The sequence below is a fragment of the Flavobacterium okayamense genome, from assembly GCF_019702945.1.
Taxonomy (GTDB): Bacteria; Bacteroidota; Bacteroidia; order Flavobacteriales; family Flavobacteriaceae; genus Flavobacterium; species Flavobacterium okayamense.
In genome coordinates, this window is the sequence record NZ_AP024749.1 from 1340516 (window position 1) to 1357788 (window position 17273).

Annotated in this window: 19 protein-coding genes; 11 read left to right on the forward strand and 8 right to left on the reverse strand. The window is 28.6% G+C overall.

Annotated features, from left to right (window positions below; translation table 11 throughout):
- Positions 1–25: 25 nt before the first annotated feature.
- From nosZ to KK2020170_RS06180, 8 genes are all read left to right on the forward strand, one after another.
- The gene (gene nosZ, locus KK2020170_RS06145; protein WP_072784673.1) at positions 26–2005 is read left to right on the forward strand and encodes a Sec-dependent nitrous-oxide reductase; all 1980 of its coding nucleotides are present in this window, start codon (positions 26–28) and stop codon (positions 2003–2005) included.
- An 88-nt stretch (positions 2006–2093) separates the two neighbouring features.
- Complete coding sequence (locus KK2020170_RS06150) at positions 2094–2672, forward strand: hypothetical protein (RefSeq protein ID WP_072784501.1); 579 nt, start codon at positions 2094–2096, stop codon at positions 2670–2672.
- A 5-nt stretch (positions 2673–2677) separates the two neighbouring features.
- A complete protein-coding gene (locus KK2020170_RS06155) occupies positions 2678–3100 on the forward strand; it encodes a nitrous oxide reductase accessory protein NosL (protein WP_221259927.1) in 423 nt (140 codons plus the stop codon).
- Between the two features lie 10 nt (positions 3101–3110).
- On the forward strand, positions 3111–4343 hold the full coding sequence (gene nosD / locus KK2020170_RS06160; RefSeq protein ID WP_221259928.1) for a nitrous oxide reductase family maturation protein NosD: 1233 nt from the start codon (positions 3111–3113) through the stop codon (positions 4341–4343).
- Positions 4340–5062, forward strand: coding sequence for an ABC transporter ATP-binding protein (locus KK2020170_RS06165; protein ID WP_072784513.1), 723 nt, complete (start codon positions 4340–4342; stop codon positions 5060–5062). Before nosD ends, KK2020170_RS06165 begins: the two co-directional genes overlap by 4 nt.
- Positions 5046–5813, forward strand: coding sequence for an ABC transporter permease subunit (locus KK2020170_RS06170; protein WP_072784514.1), 768 nt, complete (start codon positions 5046–5048; stop codon positions 5811–5813). Before KK2020170_RS06165 ends, KK2020170_RS06170 begins: the two co-directional genes overlap by 17 nt.
- Before the next feature lie 2 nt (positions 5814–5815).
- Positions 5816–6196: a group III truncated hemoglobin gene (locus tag KK2020170_RS06175; RefSeq protein WP_072784515.1), complete on the forward strand. Its 381-nt coding sequence runs from the start codon at positions 5816–5818 to the stop codon at positions 6194–6196.
- Between the two features lies 1 nt (position 6197).
- Complete coding sequence (locus tag KK2020170_RS06180) at positions 6198–6641, forward strand: copper resistance protein CopD (RefSeq protein WP_072784516.1); 444 nt, start codon at positions 6198–6200, stop codon at positions 6639–6641.
- A gap of 59 nt (positions 6642–6700) precedes the next feature.
- On the opposite strand, the gene KK2020170_RS06185 is transcribed toward KK2020170_RS06180, so the two are convergent.
- The 3 genes from KK2020170_RS06185 to KK2020170_RS06195 form a co-directional block, all read right to left on the reverse strand.
- Positions 6701–7270, reverse strand: a complete 570-nt coding sequence (locus KK2020170_RS06185) for a fasciclin domain-containing protein (protein ID WP_072784517.1) — start codon at positions 7268–7270, stop codon at positions 6701–6703.
- Between the two features lie 61 nt (positions 7271–7331).
- On the reverse strand, positions 7332–8540 hold the full coding sequence (locus tag KK2020170_RS06190) for a hypothetical protein (protein ID WP_072784518.1): 1209 nt from the start codon (positions 8538–8540) through the stop codon (positions 7332–7334).
- On the reverse strand, positions 8540–9127 hold the full coding sequence (locus tag KK2020170_RS06195) for a Crp/Fnr family transcriptional regulator (protein ID WP_072784519.1): 588 nt from the start codon (positions 9125–9127) through the stop codon (positions 8540–8542). The genes KK2020170_RS06190 and KK2020170_RS06195 overlap by 1 nt, the downstream gene beginning before the upstream one ends.
- A gap of 94 nt (positions 9128–9221) precedes the next feature.
- On the opposite strand from KK2020170_RS06195, the gene KK2020170_RS06200 reads away from it, so the two are divergent.
- The 3 genes from KK2020170_RS06200 to KK2020170_RS06210 all read left to right on the forward strand — a co-directional run bounded on the left by KK2020170_RS06200 (position 9222) and on the right by KK2020170_RS06210 (position 12582).
- On the forward strand, positions 9222–9575 hold the full coding sequence (locus tag KK2020170_RS06200) for a hypothetical protein (protein ID WP_072784520.1): 354 nt from the start codon (positions 9222–9224) through the stop codon (positions 9573–9575).
- Between the two features lie 60 nt (positions 9576–9635).
- The gene (locus KK2020170_RS06205; protein ID WP_227658664.1) at positions 9636–10490 is read left to right on the forward strand and encodes a hypothetical protein; all 855 of its coding nucleotides are present in this window, start codon (positions 9636–9638) and stop codon (positions 10488–10490) included.
- A gap of 103 nt (positions 10491–10593) precedes the next feature.
- Positions 10594–12582 (forward strand): TonB-dependent receptor plug domain-containing protein, encoded by a 1989-nt coding sequence (locus KK2020170_RS06210; RefSeq protein ID WP_221259929.1) that lies wholly within the window; start codon positions 10594–10596, stop codon positions 12580–12582.
- Between the two features lie 18 nt (positions 12583–12600).
- Here the strand turns inward: KK2020170_RS06210 and KK2020170_RS06215 are convergent, their stop codons facing one another.
- Genes KK2020170_RS06215 through nadA form a run of 5 tightly spaced genes read right to left on the reverse strand, consistent with a single transcriptional unit; the run spans position 12601 to position 17265 of the window.
- On the reverse strand, positions 12601–13035 hold the full coding sequence (locus KK2020170_RS06215; RefSeq protein WP_072784523.1) for an RrF2 family transcriptional regulator: 435 nt from the start codon (positions 13033–13035) through the stop codon (positions 12601–12603).
- 38 nt (positions 13036–13073) lie between these two features.
- Entirely contained in the window at positions 13074–14387 is a 1314-nt protein-coding gene (locus tag KK2020170_RS06220) for a cbb3-type cytochrome c oxidase subunit I (protein ID WP_072784524.1), read from the reverse strand.
- Entirely contained in the window at positions 14384–14848 is a 465-nt protein-coding gene (locus KK2020170_RS06225) for a c-type cytochrome (protein WP_084656958.1), read from the reverse strand. Before KK2020170_RS06225 ends, KK2020170_RS06220 begins: the two co-directional genes overlap by 4 nt.
- Positions 14826–16322 carry an L-aspartate oxidase gene (nadB, locus tag KK2020170_RS06230; RefSeq protein WP_221259930.1) on the reverse strand — a complete coding sequence of 499 codons (1497 nt, stop codon included), beginning with the start codon at positions 16320–16322 and terminating at the stop codon, positions 14826–14828. Before nadB ends, KK2020170_RS06225 begins: the two co-directional genes overlap by 23 nt.
- Before the next feature lie 7 nt (positions 16323–16329).
- Positions 16330–17265 carry a quinolinate synthase NadA gene (gene nadA, locus KK2020170_RS06235; protein WP_221259931.1) on the reverse strand — a complete coding sequence of 312 codons (936 nt, stop codon included), beginning with the start codon at positions 17263–17265 and terminating at the stop codon, positions 16330–16332.
- Positions 17266–17273 lie beyond the last annotated feature (8 nt).

Below are 17273 nucleotides of genomic sequence, written 5' to 3' on the forward strand. Positions count from 1 at the left end.
AAATAAAAAAATAAATTTTATAAGTATGAAAAATAGTTTTATTAAATTAAGTATGTTTTCCTTGCTTACACTAGCTTTTCTAGATTCTTGTAAGCCAAAAAACACAAGTGATGCAGTTACAGGAGATGCCGCTTCAAAAGTATATGTGGCTCCTGGGAAATATGATGAATTTTACAATTTTGTATCGGGTGGATTTAGTGGACAAATGAGTGTTTACGGTTTGCCTAGTGGAAGAATGTTAAAAGTTATTCCAGTTTTTTCACAAGATGCGGAAACAGGTTGGGGATATAGTGAAGAAACCAAAGCGATGTTAAATACTTCTTATGGCTATATTCCTTGGGATGATGCTCACCATCCGGAATTATCTCAAACAAATGGAGAGGTTGATGGGCGTTGGGTATTCATCAATGGAAATAATACGCCACGTATTGCAAGAATTGATTTAAAAAGATTCAAAACTGCTGAAATAATAGAATTACCGAATTCAGCAGGTAATCACTCTTCTCCTTTTATAACAGAGAACACAGAATATGTGGTTGCTGGAACTCGTTTTGGAGTCCCAGGTGATTATGAAAATGGTGATGTGCCTATTAATACGTATAAAGAAAATTATAAAGCACACGTAAGTTTTGTAAAAGTTGAAGACGACGGGAAAATGGATATTGCTTTTCAATTACGCTTGCCAGCCGTTAATTTCGACTTGTCACATGCTGGTAAAGGTAAATCTCATGGTTGGTTCTTTTTCTCTTGTTACAACTCTGAGCAAGCAAACACTTTATTAGAAGTTAACGCTTCTCAAAAAGATAAAGACTTTATCATGGCAGTTAACTGGAAAAAAGCCGAGGAATATATTAAAGCAGGTAAGGGTAAAAAAGAAAAAGCTAAATATGCGGTTAATAGATGGAATGATGAAACTCATTCTGCAACATCTACTATAAAAGAAGAAGTTCTAGTTTTAGATGCAACTGAGTTTGAAGATATTTGTTACATGATTCCTTGTCCAAAATCTCCACATGGTTGTGATGTTGACCCTACTGGTGAATATATTTGTGGAAGTGGAAAACTTGCTGCATTAATTCCTGTTTTCAGTTATACTAAAATGTTGAGTGCAATTGAAAACAAAAATTATGAAGGTGATTATTTTGGATTACCAGTTCTTAAATATGACGCAGTTCTACATGGTGAAGTACAAAAACCAGGTCTAGGACCTCTACATACTGAATTTGACGGAAAAGGTAACGCTTATACAACAATGTTTGTTTCTTCAGAAGTTGTTAAATGGGATATTAAAACACTTAAAGTATTAGATAGAGTGCCTACTTATTATTCAGTTGGTCACTTAACTATACCAGGTGGTGATACAAAAAAACCATTCGGTAAATATTTAATTGCTTATAACAAAATAACTAAAGATAGATATCTGCCAACTGGCCCGGAATTAACTCAATCCGCTCAATTATATGATATAAGTGGTGATAAAATGCAGTTGCTTTTAGATTTCCCTACTATTGGAGAACCACATTATGCACAAGCTGCCCCTGCCGATTTAATCAGAAATAATGGACAATTAAAATTCTATAAATTAGAAGAAAACAAACATCCATTTGTAACTAAAGGCGAAAAAGAATCTAAAGTTGTTAGAGAAGGTAATAAAGTTCATGTTTACATGACCTCAGTTCGTTCTCACTTTGCTCCTGATAACATTGAAGGAATTAGAGTTGGAGACGAAGTTTATTTCCACGTAACAAATTTAGAGCAGGATTGGGATGTACCTCATGGTTTCTCAGTAAGAGGAGCTAAAAATGCTGAGTTACTAATTATGCCAGGTGAAACATCTACTTTAAAATGGATTCCAGAACGTGTAGGAACTTCTGTATTCTATTGTACAGATTTTTGTAGCGCTTTACACCAAGAAATGCAAGGTTACATTAGAGTATCTCCTGCTGGCAGTAATGTGCCACTAACGTATAGTGTTGGGACTAACCTTCCTAAAGCTTCAGAATAGATTAAATAAGATTTAAAGGGAGCTAGTGCTCCCTTTTTTAAACCAATAAAACAAACGATTTCATTTAAAAAAATAAATTTAAAAAATTATGAAAAAAAATAGTTTATCAATAATTACAAAAGTTGTATTAGTAATTATTGCCTTATTGTTTGTTGGCTCTCTCTTTTATCCAATGTGGCGAATTGAATTAGATGCGCCTCAATATCCTGAAGGGTTGGTTCTTCAACTTCATGCTAATAAAATTGCAGGAGATGTAGAAATAATTAATGGTTTAAATCATTATATTGGAATGGCAACTTTGCATACAGAAAACTTTTTTGAATTTAAAATTATACCATATATAATGGGCTTTTTTTCTTTACTGTCTTTAGTAATAGCTTTTCTTAATAAGAAAAAAGGGTTAATTGTTTTTGGAGTTGTGTTTGTACTGTTTGTAATTTTAGCTGGAATTGATTTTTACAGATGGAATTATGAATATGGACATAATTTAGATCCAAATGCGGCTATAAAAGTTCCAGGAATGGCATATCAACCTCCAGTTTTAGGATATAAAGAGTTATTAAATTTTGGTGCGTACTCTATACCAGATACAGGTGGTTGGCTTTTGGTTACGGCTGGTTTCCTCTTATCTTTAATTATAATTAAAGAATATAAATTTTCAAAATAATTAATATGCGATATTTAATTTTATCATTTTTTTTAATTACTATTGGTTGTTCTAAAAAAGAAGCCGAACCAATAAAACTTAATGTTGATCAATGCGAATTTTGTAAGATGAAGATTTCTGATGGAAAATTCGCTTCGGAAATTATCACATCTAAAGGAAGAGTTTATAAATTCGACGATATAAGATGTATGGTTTCTTATAATCATGAAAATAACATTTCCATTGATAAATCTTATGTAAACGACTTTTCAAAAGAAAACTCTCTGATTTCAATTGATGAAGCTTTTTTTTTAAAAGGAGGAAATATTTCAAGTCCCATGAGAGGAAACATTGCTGCATTTAAAGATGAGTTAGAGTTTGAAGAACATAAAATTAAATTAAATGCCATTATGACTAATTGGAATGAAATTAATAATCTCTTTAAATAAAGTAATTTAAATGACACGCTTTATTATTTTAATACTATATATTAATCTAACTTTTACTTATGGTAATACTATTAATGTAGGTTCAAATCATGCCATAAAATCATTAACTAAAGCTATTTCAATTGCAAAAGATGGTGATACAATATTTGTCCATAAAGGAATTTACAGAGAAGGGAATATTATTATTAATAAAAGACTCATTTTAATTGGTAAAGACTATCCTACATTTGATGGCGAAAAAAAAGTTGAAGTTTTTTCTATAAAACATGATAGTGTTATTTTTAAAGGTTTTAAAGTAATTAATGGTGCTTATGGAACTATTACAGATCCTGCGGCAATAAAAACTTATACTGTTAATAATGTAGTTATTGAAAATAACATCCTCGACAATAACTTTTTTGGCATATATATTCAAAATGGAGACAAATGCATTATTAAAGACAACCAATTAAAAGCTTATGGAAAAGAAGAACAACAATTAGGAAATGGAATTCATTGTTGGAAGAGTACTAATATTCAAGTAATAAATAATAAAGTACAAGGTCATAGAGACGGAATTTATTTTGAATTTGTTTCTGAGTCGGTAATTTGGAGAAACATAGTTGAAAATAATATTAGATATGGATTACATTTTATGTTTTCACACAACAATTCTTACATTACAAATGTATTTAGAAATAATGGAGCTGGAGTGGCAGTTATGTACACAAGAAATGTGACAATGATGAATAATTTATTCGACGAAAATTGGGGGCAATCAGCTTATGGTCTTTTGTTAAAAGAAATAACCGATAGTAATATTTTAAATAATTATTTTGTAAAAAATACTACAGCGGTATATATGGAAGGATCAAGTCGAATAAAATTCAAAAATAACGATTTTAAAGATAATGGTTGGGCTGTAAAAATTCAAGCTAGTTGTGATGATAATACTTTCAATCACAATAATTTCATTAATAATACTTTTGATATGGGGACTAATGGAAGTTTGGTGCTTAATAACTTTAATTATAATTTTTGGGATAAATATGAAGGTTATGATCTAAATAAAGATAATTTAGGTGATGTCCCTTTTCATCCTTTAAGTTTATTTTCTGTTTTAACCGAAAACACCCCTTCAGCAATGTTACTTTACAGAAGTTTTATGATTACCTTATTAGACAAATCAGAAAAAGTATTACCAAGTATAACCCCAGATAATTTTGCTGACAATTATCCATTAATGAAGCCAATAAAAAGATGATAGAAATTCGACAATTGAATAAAAGTTTTGGAAAATTTCAAGTTCTAAATAATATAAATTTAAGCTGCCATTCAGGCGAATGTATTGCTCTTATTGGGCCTAATGGTTGTGGGAAAACCACAATAATTAAATCTATTTTAGGAATGGTTTTACCTAATTCGGGTACAATTACAGTTGATGGAATCAATATTAAAGGTCAAAATGAGTATAGAAACGATATTGGATATATGCCACAGATAGGTAGATATCCTGAAAATATGACTATTGGACAAGTTATAGAAATGGTAAAGACTATTCGTAATCAAAATGATAATTTAGATACAGATTTGTTAAAAGCATTTAATCTTGAAAATATGTTTCAAAAACAAATGCGTACACTTTCTGGTGGAACTACTCAAAAAGTAAGTGCTGTTTTAGCTTTTTTATTTAATCCTAAAATATTAATCTTAGATGAACCAACAGCAGGATTAGATCCTTTAGCTTCTGAAATTTTAAAAGAGAAAATAATTAAGGAAAAGCAAAATGGTAAATTAATTTTAATTACATCTCATTTACTTAGTGAATTAGACGATTTAATTACTGAAATTATTTTTATGCAAGATGGGAATTTACATTTTCATAAAAAAATTCATGAATTAAAAGAGCTTACAAATGAAGATAAAATATCAAAAGCAATAGCTAAAATTTTAAAAGAAAATAACAATGAAAAAGCTCATTAAAATAATTTTAATAGACATTCTTAAGAATAAAATTGTTATTGCTTATACATTTATTATTGCAATATTAGCATGGAGTTCTTTTTTATTAGAAGATAATAGCTCAAAAGGACTGTTAACTATTTTAAATATTATATTATTTACAGTTCCTTTAGTTACTATTCTTTTTGCTACTATTTACATTTATAATAGTTCAGAATTTATAGAATTAGTTGTAAGTCAGCCCGTTAAAAGAAGTAAAATTTGGACAAGTTTATTTATTGCTGTAACAACTGCACTTGTAATATCATTTCTAATAGGTGCGGGTTTACCTTTACTAATATATTCATCTAATTTTGTAGGTTTTATGATGCTCATTGTTGGAACTTTAATCACATTAGTTTTTACAGCATTAGCGTTTTTATCATCTATATTAACTAGGGATAAAGCAAGAGGAATTGGTTTAGCTATTTTAACCTGGTTATTTTTTGCTTTAATTTTTGATGGCATCGTTCTATTTTTACTCTTCCAATTTTCAGATTATCCAATAGAAAATGCAATGGTAGGAATTACAGCTCTTAACCCTATAGATTTAGCTCGAATACAAATCTTACTTCATTTAGATGTTTCTGCAATGATGGGATATACTGGGGCTATTTTTAAAAATTCTTTTGGAACACAAACAGGATTATTTATATCTTTTTTCTTATTGATTCTTTGGGCTATAATTCCTTTTCTTATTTCTCTTAAAAAGTTTAATTCTAAAGATTTATAATTATGAATAATAAAACAGATATTGCTAATAGAGATGATATTATTTTATTAGTAAATACTTTTTACGATAAAATTAAAAAAGATGATGTAATAGGTCATTTTTTTACTGATGTTGCAAAAGTAGATTGGAATAAACATTTGCCAATAATGTATAATTTTTGGGAGAATATTCTGTTTTATACTGGAAATTATTCAGGTAATCCCATGCAAGCACATAAAAAAGTTCACAACTTAAGTCCTATGAACCAAAAAGATTTTAATCATTGGGTTAAAGTCTTTACTAAAACTGTCGATGAACTATTTGAAGGAAAAAAAGCTGAAGAAATTAAAGAAAGAGCCACAAATATTGCACAAGTAATGATGTTTAAAACGCTTTCTCATTAAAATGAGGCATCATATATTATTAATAATTCATTTAATTACTGCAACTATTTGGGTTGGCGGCCATTTAATTTTATTAATTAGATATGTTCCAAAATCATTAAAATTAAAAAAAATCTATCCTATAAATAATTTTAGAAAAAACTTTGAACCTATTGGTATGCCTTCATTAATTATATTGTTTTTTACTGGAGTTTTATTGGCAAATGATTATGATATTACATATACAAAATGGTTCAGTTTTAATGGTGGAATTGAAACTATTATTAGTCTTAAATTATTTTTATTTCTTATAACTATAATTTTAGCCTTAAGTGCAGTCAAATTTATTTTTCCAAATTTAAAAGGAAAACCAACATTTTTGCTAATTGTTTTTATAACAATTGTAACTCTTATCGCAACTACAATGTTAATTTTAGGTTCATTTGTAAGACTAGGTGGTTTTTAAAAAAAAGAGATTATTTTTTAAAACAATCTCTTTTTCGAATTAAAAATCAACCTCAACTTTTATTTTGGAAGCAATACATCGTTAATTACTAGTATTAACCCATTTGAAGTTTCTATTGTTGCTGTTATTTCAGAACCATTAACAAAAGTTTTGTCTCCATCTTTTGTGATTTTTACTTTTTTAGGCGTTACCATTTCGTATTCTCCTCCATCTTGCATATATTCTGGTTTCAATACACCTACATAAGTATGGTATCCTAAAATATCTACTAATTTATCTTTGTTTTCAGGCTTTAATAAATCTTCTACCGTACCTGCTGGAAGTTTGTCAAAAGCTGAATTTGTTGGAGCAAAAACGGTAAACGGACCAGCATTACTTAATGAAGTTACTAATCCAGCTGCTTTAACTGCAGCAACTAATGTAGTATGATCAGGGCTTCCAGATGCCACTTGAACAATATTTGGATTAGAAACCTCATCTTGAACGCCTTCTTGCCCAACACTTAAATCGACTGATTCTTCAGTTGTATTAGAATTTTGGTTTTCTGTACTTGAATCAGTTTCACTTTGTTTACAACTAATTTGAAATAATAGTAACAAAGCAACTAAAGTTTTAATGGTTACTTTCATAAAAATCTATTTAAATTAACTATAACAAAGTACTTGAAAATCAAACATTGTTTTTATGAGTTCAATCATAAGCTATACTTTTTTTTGAAAAAAAGTATAATAAAAATGCACCGACAACTAATATTATAGCTGCAATTAATAGAAATTCATTTATAAATGGAATTGAAATGTATTCTATAGATGCAAAACCTTGAGTAGCAAGTAAAGTTTCATTTAATAAAACTCCAGATGAAAAAATTGTTAGGCTAATTTTTATTTTCTTTTGATTATTTAATAAAAATTCATCAGCTAGTAAAAATAATAATGAGAGTGTAATAATTGCTAATAAAACTAAATGTAAATAAGCAATAATTACGGGTCTTGTACCAAAAGCAAATTTACTTAAAGCAGGTATAGTTGAAAGTGTCTGTAAAATGAATTTTATACTTATTGAAAACAAAACGAATTTTAAAATAAGATTTAGAAAATGTTTTTTTAAAGAGATGTTCTTTTTTACTTTAAATAGAAATAGGAACCAAAAAATAGTTTGAATTGAAATAGCTATAATTGAAATAAAATATATACTTGAAGGAATTTTTAACCACAATAATGAAAGCACATAGATTGGGATGCAAGTCCAAATCGTAATTTTCTGGAATAAAACTAAAAATTTTGAACTGGAGATTTTAAAATAATCAAAAAACAAACCAAAACACGCTAGTATAAACCAACCATTGTATTGAAAATGGAGATAATAGTAAATGGAGGATAGATATAAATCTTGATTGAAATTTTTACTTGCCATCATGTAAGCTAAATAAAAAGTACCAAAAGAAGAAATTATATTATAGAATAAGGCTGCCTTAAACCAGTTAGTTACAATTTTGTTTGTATTGAGAACTTTTAAATCTTTATAAAAATAAATTGCAAAAAAGAAAGAAATAAAAATTGAAGCAGTTGAAAAAAATATTGATATAAAATCATAACCATTAGTTGTAAAGGATATTAACATTCCATAAGCGCAAATTAAATTTAATAGTAGTAATTTTTTATACCGTTTAAAAACATTTATTTTTAAGTTTCTTTTATCTAAATAATTAACTAAAAGAAAGAAAAGAGTTTGAGTAACCCAGCCAGCAAATGCAAAGTGTGAATGAGCATGTTGAATATTTTTTTGATGCAATAGCGGGAATTCAAAACTAATTTTATATCGCATTAAAACCCCTAAAAAAGCAACAATAAATAAATTAAATAATGAAATTCTTATCCAAGACTGTTTTGTAATTAACATTAATAATATAATTTATGATCAATAATATCTACAATTTTGTTTTTTTTCATTTTAGACAATTCTCGAATTACTGTTTCAACTCTCAACCCTGTAAAATTTGCGATTTCTTGTCGAGTATAAGGGACAAGTTTCTTTTCAATAGAATTTTCATCTTTCTTAGATTCTAAAAAGCAAATGATTCTATGCTCGGGTGATTGATTAATAATGTCGCGAGATGTTTTTGCTTTGGCTAAATTTCTTTGCGCCATCAAATTCAAAAACTTTTTTTGATACGAAGGATATTCTTCTAAAATTTTTAAAAATTTATCTTTAGATAGCTTAATAATTTTTGAAGATGTACATGTTTGGGCTGTCGATGGATAGAAGTCATCAACAAAAAGAGGAGGCTCTCCAAAGCTTTGGCCATCAAAAAAAACACCTTGTGTAAATTCTTTCCCTTCTTCATTCAAATTAAACATTTTTACACTACCTTCTATTAATTGATAATAAAAATTGGCATGCTCCCCAGCTTCAAATATAATTTCATTTTTTTCATATTCTTTAGCTATTGCGCCCCAAGTAAAAAGCAAATCGATGTCTAAAAACATATCTTTAAATCTTAAACAAAATTATTTTTATAAAAATATAAAAAATATGACTACAATCATATTCAATCAATTTAAGCTATTGTAAATTTACACCATGAAAAGTTTTGTATTCATAATTGCTTTTTTATTCTTGGTAAGACCACTTATTCCAGTGATTGACTATGTAGTTAATTATGAATATATATCAACTAAATTATGTGAAAATAAAGATAAACCAGAGTTAAATTGTAACGGTAAATGTCATGTAGCTAAAAAAATTAGTGAAAGTACAAATTCTGATAATACAAATAAATTAAAATCTAATTCTGAAGTTGAAATATTATTTTTTCAGACAGATAATTTTGATTTTAGAAAGTTTATTTTTCATACTAAATCTATTACAAAATTTCACTACGAAAACCTATACTTTCACATGAGTAGTAGTGATTATTTTCATCCTCCTTGTTAATTCGATTAATTTCAATTTTATACAACTAATAAATTAAATCGAATAATCAAAATTTTAAAAATGAAAAATATATTAAAATTGCTCTTATTAGGGCTAGGAATTCTTATGTCTTTAACATTGGGTTCATGTTCAAACGATGATAATGAAACAACTATTAACGAGTTAGACAGTCTTGTTAAATTTAAAGAGATTGTTAATAATAATCATACCATTGAATTATTTTCTGTCAAAGGAACTTTAGAACAAGGATATAATGAAATTAATTTAAGAATTAAAAACAATACTTCAAACGAATATTTTAAAAATGCTGAAATTTCTTGGACACCAATTATGCACATGACTTCAATGTCACACTCTTGTCCATTTTCTTCAGTAAATAAAATTACTAATGAAGGGACATTGTATAAGGGTTATATAATGTTTCAAATGGCTCAAAATGATACGGAATATTGGGATTTAAAAATAGATTATACTATTGATGAAATTGATTATTCGGTAACATCTGTTATAGATGTGCCTGCTTCAGAAAAGCGAGTTGTAAATACTTTCATGGGAACTGATGGAACAAAATATCTTTTAGCTTTGATTGAACCATCCAATCCTAAAGTTGCAATTAACGACATCAAAATTGGAGTATGGAAAATGCAAAATATGATGACTTTCCCTATAGTTGATGGTTACACGGTTAAAATTGATCCAAGAATGCCTAGTATGGGTAATCATAGTTCTCCTAATAATGTTAATGCAACGCAAATGAACTCAAATTCATTTTATGATGGTAAATTATCATTAACTATGACAGGTTATTGGAAAATTAATTTACAACTAGCTAATACAAATGGAGATATTTTAAAAGGAGAAGAAATTTCTGATACCGTAGAATCGAGCAGTATCTTTTTTGAAATTGAATTTTAAATTATCTTAAAAAGGTCGTTATGAAAAAAAAACGACCTTTTTAAAACTTACATGAGTTGAATTTTGCATTCAACAAAAATCCTGTATACTTAATAGAAACCAAATGAAAAATAATATTGTCATAATACTATTAGTATTTTGTTTTGGAAATTTATTAGCTCAAGAACAAGATTCTATTATAAAAAAAGAATTAAAGGAAGTAATTTTAATAGGCACAAAATCTCAATTACACGAAAAAGAATCTAAAACATTAGCTACAGTTGATGAGTTTTTACAAAAAGCATCTAAAGTAGATTTAATTAAAAGAGGAGCTTACGCCTGGGAGCCAATTATAAATGGAATGGCTACAGAACGAACTGTAATTACAATAGATGGAATGCGAATCTTTGGTGCTTGTACAGATAAAATGGACCCAGTTACGTCTTATGTTGAAATTTCAAATTTATCAGAAGCTACCATTTCTTCTGGTCAACAAGGTAGTTGTCATGGAAATACTATTGGAGGTACTTTGAATTTAAAAAGAAACCAGCAAAATTCTGCTAACAAAGGTTGGAATTTTGGAATAAATTCAGGATACGAAACAAATAATAAGCAAAAAATAGCAGGTTCTTCAATAAATTATGCGGATAGTTTGTTTTATGTAGATACTGATGTTATGTTTCGAGATGCTGAAAATTTTAAAGCAGGAAATGATAAAGAAATTCAGTTTTCCCAATTCAGAAAACTTAACCTTTCCACTACATCTGGTTTTCAATTAACATCAAATAAAAATTTTGAAGCTTCTATTATTTATGATAAAGCAACAGACGTTGGTTACCCAGCATTACCTATGGATGTTTCGTTGGCGGAAGCTTTGATTACTTCAGTAAAATTTAATTACAAATCAAGTTTTGAATCAATCGATAACTGGGAAACAAAATTATATTTCAATACCATTACACACATTATGGACGATACAAAACGTCCAAATGTTCCAATACATATGGATATGCCAGGTTGGAGTGATACTTATGGTTTTTACTCAAAAATTAATGGAAAATTAAATGAACATCATTTTTTGGCTAATATAAACGGATTTTATAATCGTTCACTAGCTGAAATGACGATGTATCCTTCTGATCCAAGCGAAAACTTAATGTTCATGTATACTTGGCCTGATGTTCGTACGTTGTATTCTGGAATTTATTTTGAAGATAACGTGTCATTAAATTGCCACTCTGGTTTAAAAATTACTACTACTTTAGGAATGCATAATAATAAAGTTGCGAGTAATTTTGGATTAGAAAGTTTGCAAATATTTTATCCAGAATTGGGATCTATTAAAAACCGATTTTTAAAAAGTTTCTCCGCAACTTATTCATCAGATAAAAACGGATTTCAATATGGCCTTGGAATTGGATATGGAGAAAGAGCACCATCAGTTTCTGAAGGTTACGGATTTTATTTATTTAATAGCTTTGATAATTTTGATTATATCGGAAATCCTAATTTAAATAATGAACAATCGCTTGAGGCAAATGCGAATTTGGGCTTAAAAAAAGATAAATGGAAAGTGCAGTTTACTACATCATACTTTCATATATCAAATTATATCATAGGAATTCCAGACGAAACAATTGCTCCTATGACAATTGGAGCTAATGGAATTAAAATTTATACAGCTTTAGATTATGCAACAATTTGGTCTAATGATGTATCTGTAAATTATAAATTCCACGCTAATTGGAGCTGGGATGGAAAATTTGGATACAATTTAGGAAAAGATAATAAAAATGATGGCTTACCATTTATGAGCCCAATGCGATATTTATCTAGCATACGTTTTAATCAAAGAAAATTAAATGCTGAATTAACAATTAAAGGGAATACTACTCAGACTGAATTTAATTCTTTCTATGGCGAAGACAAAACACCTAGTTATGCAATCTTAAATCTTAATTTGGGATATAAATGGAATCTTGAAAAAACCAAGATATTGTTCAATTGTGGAGTAGAAAATGTATTAGATGCTACCTATTCAACTTATACTGATTGGAATAATTTACCACGAATGGGAAGAAATGTATTTTTGAATGTATTATTTAAAATATAATTAAAAAGGTTTTAGGAATTAATATTTGAGAAAAGTTTCTCCAGATTTAATTCCTAAAGCCAATTCTTCTAAATTAGTGGTTTCAAGCATATTTGATAATGCATTTCTGATATCTTTAAATTTATCATGAACAGGGCAAGGATGATCTTCCGAGCAATGAGAAAGTCCAATACCACATCCTTTAAAAACAGCATCGCCATCTATCGCACTTACAATTTGAGATAAATAAATGTTTGAAATTCTTTTTTTAGGAATATAAAATCCTCCATTTACTCCTTTAGCCGAATCTATAATTCCTTCTTTTACAACTAATTGCAAAATTTTTGCAGTAAACGCTTGTGGAGAATCTATTTCTTTTGAAATATCAATAAAACCTACTTTTTTATCTTCTAAAGATTGTTTAGCAATAAAAATACATGCTTTTATAGCATAATTACAAGATTTTGAAAACATAAATTTTATTACTTTTTATCTATTGTTATTTCGTAAAATTAAGAATTTATCTTTTTCCAAGATTTAATAAATAGATAAATAACAAAATATCCTAAAGTAAACATTAAAATTGTTCCAAATAGAATAAACAATGTTGTCCAAAAACTGTTCTCATTCATCATTTCTGAAAAAGTATTATCATCTAATCCAGCTTGCCATAATGCTTTTTTTATTCCCATAGCTACTAAAGAAATTAAAAAGAATAATAATGTATATTGTACTATCCAGAATATTAAAGAATTAAAATTTAAAACTTTATTGGAAATAAAAGATGGCTTTATAAAATAGAAACAAGCTGCTAAAATTATCATAGTGTTAATTCCAATTGTGGTTCCCATTGCGTGAGCAACAGTAATATGTGTTCCGTGTGTATATAAATTTATAGCAGGAATAGATATTAATAAAGCCAATCCTAAATTTAGCATAACCCAATAATCTGCTGCCATTAAAAAGCGATACGGGAAAAAATTATAATACGTTGTATTTTCTTTAAGTTGATTATTCCAATTGTAAAATATTTTGATGAATATTATCCATTCAGTCATGCTCACTGCATAAGCTATATAATGAATTACTTTTTCTGTTGGAAGTAAATAAATATGATGTCCCCAATTGAATATTAGATTAAATAAACCTAAAAAATACATCGCAAATGATAGTTTATGGAAAGACGTTTTAGTGTCTTTGCTAATTTTTTCCATTAAGTAAAAAGCAATACCATATATAATTTGATTAACAGCTCCTACCAAAGCACCGTTTGCTTTCCATTGAATGGTCATATCTGTTATAAAATGAGAACGAAAGTATGAGAAAATCCATAAATAATTTTCAATGAAAGTAAAGATGAAAAAGAGAATTCCTGTGAGCCACATCCAATAATATACTGGCCATTTTTCTTTAAATCCCATTTGGTGTAAATAATAAATAAGATATACAATAAATGAAATGAGAATAGGTAATGCCCAAAATGGGTTAAATTCCCAATATTCTCTTCCTCCGAAATCACCTGTTAAATAACTATAAAAAATACCAAATAAAGCAATTATCCAAAGTGAAAAATGAAGATATTGTAAAAGTGTCCCAAATAGAGTAGTCTTCCTCTTCGCAATAATCAAAGTTAGAAAACCAAGACCAGCAGTAATAATACTTAAATAAACGCTGCTTACATGAAGCGGACGAAGTGATAAAAATCCCATGACGCCCGATTTGGGTTCGGTAATACGATAACTTTCGGAAGCTAAATGACCAAAAAACAAGCCTAAGAGAAGAAGAATTAATGCAATTCGTATTAAATATATTCCGTGATTCTTCATTTTGTTTCTAAATTAAAAGTTCCAGTAATTTCAGGAGAATATTTTTTAACATCAGCCGTTCCAGAAGTATCTATGTTTTTTAGAAAAGAGATTAGTGCTTTCATTTCTTTTTCATTTAAATTAAAAGCGGGCATTTGTTTAACACCAGATGTTATTATGCCTTTTATGTATGATTCATTTTTACCTGTCCTAGAAAACACATTAGTTAAATCGGGGCCTAAATATCCACCTAAACCATATAATTGATGACAAGTATGACAATTGTTTTGTTGCCAAACTAATCGACCTTTATTACTTAGTTCAATATCTTGATTATTCGTATGATTGTTAGAAAATAAAGGCAATAAATAAATTGATAGACTATATAAGATGAAACTTAGGATTAAGCCTATAAAGACATATTTAGGATAGTTAAAAATATTTAATATTGAACTTAATTTATTTTTTAGTAGTTGTTTCATTCATTTTATCCTTTAAAATAATTAATGCTGTTTGAATTAAATTATAGGTTTCACATAAGTATGGATGGAAATTATAATCTTTAAATTTTTTTAAAAATCTATTTTCAATTTCGATTATTGATTGATATTTACTTTCAAGATTTTCAGTTGTTCTAAAGATTGTATCATACGTCATAAACTTTTGAATTAGATTTCTAAACTCTAATATATCTTCATGACGAATGTACTTATTAACTATTTTAATATTGTTAGTTGTTTTTATTCTTGTTTTGTGAATGTTATTTGTTAAATAATTTGCCAAACTATGGGAATAAACCATTGCTTCTAATAATGAATTCGATGCCAATCTGTTTGAGCCATGAAGTCCAGTATGCGAACATTCTCCAATGGCAAACAATTGTTTAACTGATGTTTTTCCATTACTATCTACATCAATTCCTCCGCATTGATAATGTGCTGCTGGAGCAATTGGTATTAAATCTTTAGAAATATTAATCCCATTTTCAAGGCAATAATTATAAACCTTTGGAAACTTCATTTTAAAAGTTTGTATTGGTAAATGCCTTACATCGAGCCAAACGTGATTTGAATGTTCCTTTTTCATTTGATCAGAAATGGCTTTCGAAACAACATCTCGTGTGGCTAATTCACCATCAGGATGGTATTGAGATACAAAACGTTCCATTTTATTATTCAAAATATGAGCTCCAAATCCTCGAATTGCTTCAGTGATTAAAAAAGCCTGACTTTTATTTGGTTCGTATAGAGCTGTAGGATGAAATTGAATATATTTCATATTAACTAATTTAGCTCCTGCTCTAAATGCCATAGCGACTCCATCACCTGTAGAAACAAAGGGATTGGAAGTTACACCAAATACTTGTCCCGAACCTCCTGTTGCTAAAACTACTGCTTTTGTATAAATTGTTGTAGGTTCATTTTTATCATCAAAGCCTACAACTCCAATGCAAGTATTGTTTTTAATTAATAAATCTGTTGCAAAAAAAGAAGTCTTAATTGATATATTAGGAAGATTTTTTATTAATGGAACTAATTTGGTTTCGATTTCATATCCTGTTTTATCTTTATAATGGACAATGCGGTTTTGAGAATGACCGCCCTCTAATCCCAAATCTAATTCACCACTTTGATTTTTATCTAATTCAATTCCCCATGAAAGTAATTCTTTTAATCTATCAGGAGCTTGTTTAACCACACTATTAACCACATCAACATCGCAAAATCCTTTTCCAGCTTTTAGAGTGTCTTCAATATGTTTTTCATAACTATCCTTAATAAAATTATGTACTACAGCAATTCCGCCTTGAGCATAAAAGGTATTACATTTATCAATTGATGTTTTAGTAAGTAAAGTAATTTTAATTTTAGGATTTATTTCATTTGTATATTTTGCTAATGATAAACCTGCTAGTCCGGTTCCTAAAATAAGTATATCGGTTTTTAAAATTTGCATTCTTATTTTATTTTAAATCCAACATTTTATAAATTGGTATTCTTGCTTTTTCAATTATTTCATTATTTAGTTTTACTTCTGGACTTTCATCTTGTAAACATTGATAGAGTTTTTCTAAGGTGTTGACTTTCATAAACGCACATTCGCTGCACGCACAAGTATTGTCTTCTTTTGAAGGCGCTGGAATTAATGTTTTGGTTGGATTATCCAATTGCATTTGGTGTAAAATTCCCGCCTCTGTGGCTACGATAAAAGTGTCTTTTGGACTGTTTTTTACATGATTCAACATGCCTGAAGTCGAACCTATGTAGTGTGCTACTTTCAAAATATGCGTTTCCGATTCAGGATGAGCAATAATGGTAGCGGTTGGATGTTTTTTATATAAATCGATTAATTTTTCTAATGAAAATGCTTCGTGAACAATGCAAGAGCCTTCCCATAAAACCATATCTCTTCCCGTTTCAGCAATTAAATATTTGCCTAAATTTTTATCAGGAGCAAAAACAATGGGCTGATCTTCTGGAATAGATGAAATTACTTTTTTTGCATTGGAAGAAGTACAAACAATATCGGTTAAGGTTTTAACTTCTGCTGTGCAATTGATGTAAGTAACAACGGTATGATTCGAATATTTTTCTAAGAAAGCTTTGAATTCATCTGGTGGACAACCATCGGCAAGGGAACAACCTGCTTTTACATCGGGAACGATTACTTTTTTATTTGGATTGACAATTTTAGCGGTTTCTGCCATGAAATAAACGCCAGCAAAAATGATGATATCAGCATCAACTTGCGATGCTTTTCTCGATAATTCTAAACTATCACCCACAAAATCAGCAATTTCTTGAATGGCTTCTTCTTGATAATAATGCGCCAGAATTACCGCATTTTTTCTTTTCTTCAATTCAAGAATTTTCTCTTTTAAATCCGAAGTCGTTTTCATTAGAGGAC